This is a genomic window from Sphaerotilus sulfidivorans, assembly GCF_013426975.1.
GTDB classification, from domain to species: Bacteria; Pseudomonadota; Gammaproteobacteria; order Burkholderiales; family Burkholderiaceae_C; genus Sphaerotilus; species Sphaerotilus sulfidivorans.
In genome coordinates, this window is sequence record NZ_JACCPY010000073.1 from 1 (window position 1) to 3,694 (window position 3,694).

At 70.7% G+C, this 3,694-nt stretch carries 4 protein-coding genes; 3 read left to right on the forward strand and 1 reads right to left on the reverse strand.

The window, feature by feature from the left end:
• On the reverse strand, positions 1–337 hold a 337-nt coding region (locus HZU84_RS19950; RefSeq protein ID WP_180693119.1), incomplete at its 3' end, for a DNA-binding protein.
• A 92-nt stretch (positions 338–429) separates the two neighbouring features.
• On the opposite strand from HZU84_RS19950, the gene HZU84_RS19955 reads away from it, so the two are divergent.
• The 3 genes from HZU84_RS19955 to HZU84_RS19965 all read left to right on the forward strand — a co-directional run.
• Positions 430–1,617, forward strand: coding sequence for a site-specific integrase (locus tag HZU84_RS19955; RefSeq protein ID WP_149503556.1), 1,188 nt, complete (start codon positions 430–432; stop codon positions 1,615–1,617).
• A 57-nt stretch (positions 1,618–1,674) separates the two neighbouring features.
• Positions 1,675–2,688, forward strand: a complete 1,014-nt coding sequence (locus HZU84_RS19960; protein ID WP_149503557.1) for a D-2-hydroxyacid dehydrogenase family protein — start codon at positions 1,675–1,677, stop codon at positions 2,686–2,688.
• Positions 2,689–2,697: 9 nt separating this feature from the next.
• Positions 2,698–3,694, forward strand: a 997-nt coding sequence (locus HZU84_RS19965) for an MFS transporter (protein WP_180693120.1), incomplete at its 3' end; no start/stop codon positions are given.

Below are 3,694 nucleotides of genomic sequence, written 5' to 3' on the forward strand. Positions count from 1 at the left end.
GGACAGCGCGGTGTGGATCTTCGACGAGGCCACCTCGGCGCTGGATGCCGAATCCGAGCGGGTCGTTCAGCAAAGCATCGAGCAACTGTCCGGCCAGAAGACGATCATCCTGATCGCGCACCGGCTCGGGCGCGTCGGTGTCGGGCGCGCGGAAGGCCTGCGGGTCGGCGATGCGCGCGCCCAGCCGGGCGAACCAGCTCTCCAGATGGGGACTCACGGTGTTGGGCGAGCCGCGGCCGATCTTCAGGCGCACGCGCTCGATGGTCGGGCGTGCGCCTTCGAGCAGCAGCACGTCGGCGGCTTTCCAGACATCCTGTTCGGTGATCCCGCGACTCATGGTGAAGCGCCCTCTCTCGGTCGATTGATTAATAACGATAATTGAAGCTTATCGTTAGTTGAGTACATGAACTGTCTGATATCATACAGCACATGGATATTTCATATGAACTGATCACGCTCGACCCGGCCGCCGGCACGCCGGTGCTGGCCACCGACGAGCTCAGCCCCAGCGCGGTGGCCGCGCTGCGCGATCTGCTCGATCAGGGCGAGTCGCCCAACACGGTGCGCAGCTACCGCTCCGCCATGCGCTACTGGGCCGCCTGGTTCAGCCTGCGCTACGGCCGACGCCTGGAGCTGCCGCTGCCGGTGACCGTGGTGCTGCAGTTCATCGTCGACCACGGCCAGCGCCAGGACGACGCCGGCCGCCTGCTGCACGATCTGCCCGAGCCGGTCGACGCCGCGCTCGTCGCCGCCGGCCACAAGGCCGCCCTGGGCGCGCCCACGCTGTCGACCCTCACGCACCGCGTGAGCGTGCTGTCCAAGATCCACCAGCTCCAGGGCCTCGAGAATCCGTGCGTCGACGGCCGCGTGCGCGAACTCACCGCGCGCCTCAGGCGCGGCTACGCCCGCCGCGGCGCCGCCCAGCCCCACGCCAAGCCCGCGCTCACCCGCGAGCCGCTGCAGGCGCTGCTCGATACCTGCGACGACTCCCTGGCCGGCCTGCGCGACCGCGCGCTGCTGCTCTTCGCCTTCTCCAGCGGCGGCCGGCGCCGCTCCGAGGTCACCGCCGCCACGCTGGACAACACCCGCCCGGCCCCGCGCTCGCCCGGCCAGCCCAGCGCCCGCGACGAGCCCGCCTTCGTGCACCTCATGGGCGTGTCCAAGTCCAACCAGTCCGGCCGCACCCGCGCCGATTCCCACAAGCCGGTCGTCGGCCAGGCGGCCCTGGCCCTGCAGGCCTGGCTCGACGCCTGGCGCGCCCACCACACCGCCCGCGGCCTGCCGCCCCCCGAGGGCGCGATCTTTCGGCGCATCCGCAAGGGCGGCGCCATCGCCGAGCCCCTCACCCCCCAGGCCGTGCGCGCCATCGTCCAGGCCCGCGCCGCCCTCGCCGGCCTCGACGCCTCCGGCTTCTCCGCCCACTCCCTGCGCTCCGGCTTCGTCACCGAGGCCGCCGCTCAGAACATCCCCATGCCCGAGACCATGGCCCTCACCGGCCACCGCTCCCCGGCTTCCGTCATCGGCTACTTCCGCCAGGGCGAGGTCCTGGGATTGCGCGCGGCGCGGTTGATGGAGGAGAACAACGCCGAGCCCACCGAACCGAAGAAGCGACGTTGAACCGGGGGGTTCCAGGCCGGTTGCGGGCACAATCGCGGGTTCCCGAGCGATCACCACATGAACATCATCATCCTGGACGACTATCAGGACGCGGTGCGCAAGCTCCAGTGCGCCCAGCGTCCCGAACTGCAGAACGCCAAGGTCTTCACCAACACCGTCAAGGGCATCGGCCAGCTGGCGGTGCGCCTCAAGGATGCCGAGATCCTGGTGCTGATCCGCGAGCGCACCCATTTCCCGAAGGCGCTGCTGGAGAAGCTTCCCCGCCTCAAGCTGATCGCCCAGACCGGGCGGGTCGGTCCGCACATCGATGTGGAGACCTGCACCCGCCTGGGCATCGCGGTGGCCGAGGGCGTGGGCTCGCCGGTGGCGCCGGCCGAGCTGACCTGGTCGCTGATCATGGCCTCGATGCGCCGGTTGCCGCAGTACATCGGCAATCTCAAGCACGGTGCCTGGCAGCAGTCCGGACTGAAGGCCGGCTCGATGCCGCCGAACTTCGGCCTTGGGCTGACGCTGTCGGGCCGCACGCTGGGCCTGTGGGGCTACGGCCGCATCGGCCGGCTGGTGGCGGGCTACGGCCGCGCCTTCGGCATGAAGGTGCAGGTCTGGGGCAGCGAGGCCTCGCGCCAGCGCGCGGTGGCCGACGGCTTCGAGGCGGCGGCCTCGCGCGAGGCCTTCTTCACGGACGCCGACGTGCTGAGCCTGCACCTGCGCCTGACGCCCGAGACGCGCGGCCTGGTGACGATGGACGACCTGTCGCGGATGAAGCCGACCGCCCTGCTGGTCAACACCTCGCGCGCCGAGCTGATCGGCGACAACCTGCTGGTGACCGCCTTGAACCGCGGCCGACCCGGCATGGCCGCGGTCGATGTCTTCGAGAGCGAGCCGATCCTGCAGGGCCATCCGCTGCTGCGCCTGGAGAACGCGGTGTGCACGCCGCACATCGGCTATGTCGAGCTTGACAGCTACGAGAACTATTTCAAGGCTGCCTTCGACAATGTGACCGCCTACCTGGCCGGGCAGCCCACCCACATCGTCAATCCGGACGCCTTCAAGCTCCACCCCGGTCTCTGAGGCCGGATGATGAGCGCGTCGCCCTCGTCGCCGCCTGCGCTGGCCTCGGCACAGAACGCGCTGCGTTTCGGCAATTTTGCGATCGGCTGCGGCGTGATGGTGGTGGGCGGCTCGCTCAACGACCTGGTGGGCTCGCTGCAGGTGTCGGTGGCGCTGGGCGGGCAGCTCATCAGCGTCGGCGCGGTCTTCATGTGCATCGGCGCGCCGCTGCTGGCGGCGCTGCTGTCCGGCCGGGACCGCCGCTGGCTGCTGCAGATGACGCTGGCCTGGTACGCGACCGGTCATCTGCTGTGCGCGCTCGCCCCGGACTACGCCACGCTGCTGCCGCTGCGGGCGCTGACCATGCTGGGCGCGGCGGTGTTCACCCCGCAGGCGGCGGCAGCGATCGGCTGGATGGCACCGCCCGAGCAGCGCGGCCGGGCCATCACCTCGGTGTTCCTGGGCTGGTCGCTGGCTTCGGTGCTGGGCATGCCGCTGCACAGCTACATCGGCGAGGCCTTCGGCTGGCGCTGGGCCTTCGGGCTGGTGGCGCTGCTGGCCGGGCTGGGTGCGCTCTGGGTCGGCCGAGCGCTGCCGGAGGGCGTGAAGCCGCCGGCCCTGTCGCTGTCGCGCTGGGCCGAGGTGCTGACCCATCCGGTGCTGATGGCCATCGTGCTGGTGACCGCACTGGCTGGCGCCGGCCAGTTCACGCTGTTCTCCTATGTGGCGCCCTACTATCGCCAGGTGCTGGGCGCGGGTGCGCTGGAGATCAGCCTGCTGTTCATGGCCTTCGGCGCCTGGGGGCTGGCGGGCAATCTGCTGCTGAGCCGGCGCATCGACCGCATCGGTCCGGCGCGGGCGGTGCGGCTGTTCCTGGCGGGCATCGCGGTCGGCCAGCTGCTGTGGCCGCTCGGACAGAGCGTGATGCTGATGCTGATCGTCATGGTGCCCTGGGCCTTCGGGACCTTCGCGACCAATTCCGCCCAGCAGGCGCGGCTGGGCGCGGCGGCGCCGGCGCTGGCGCCGG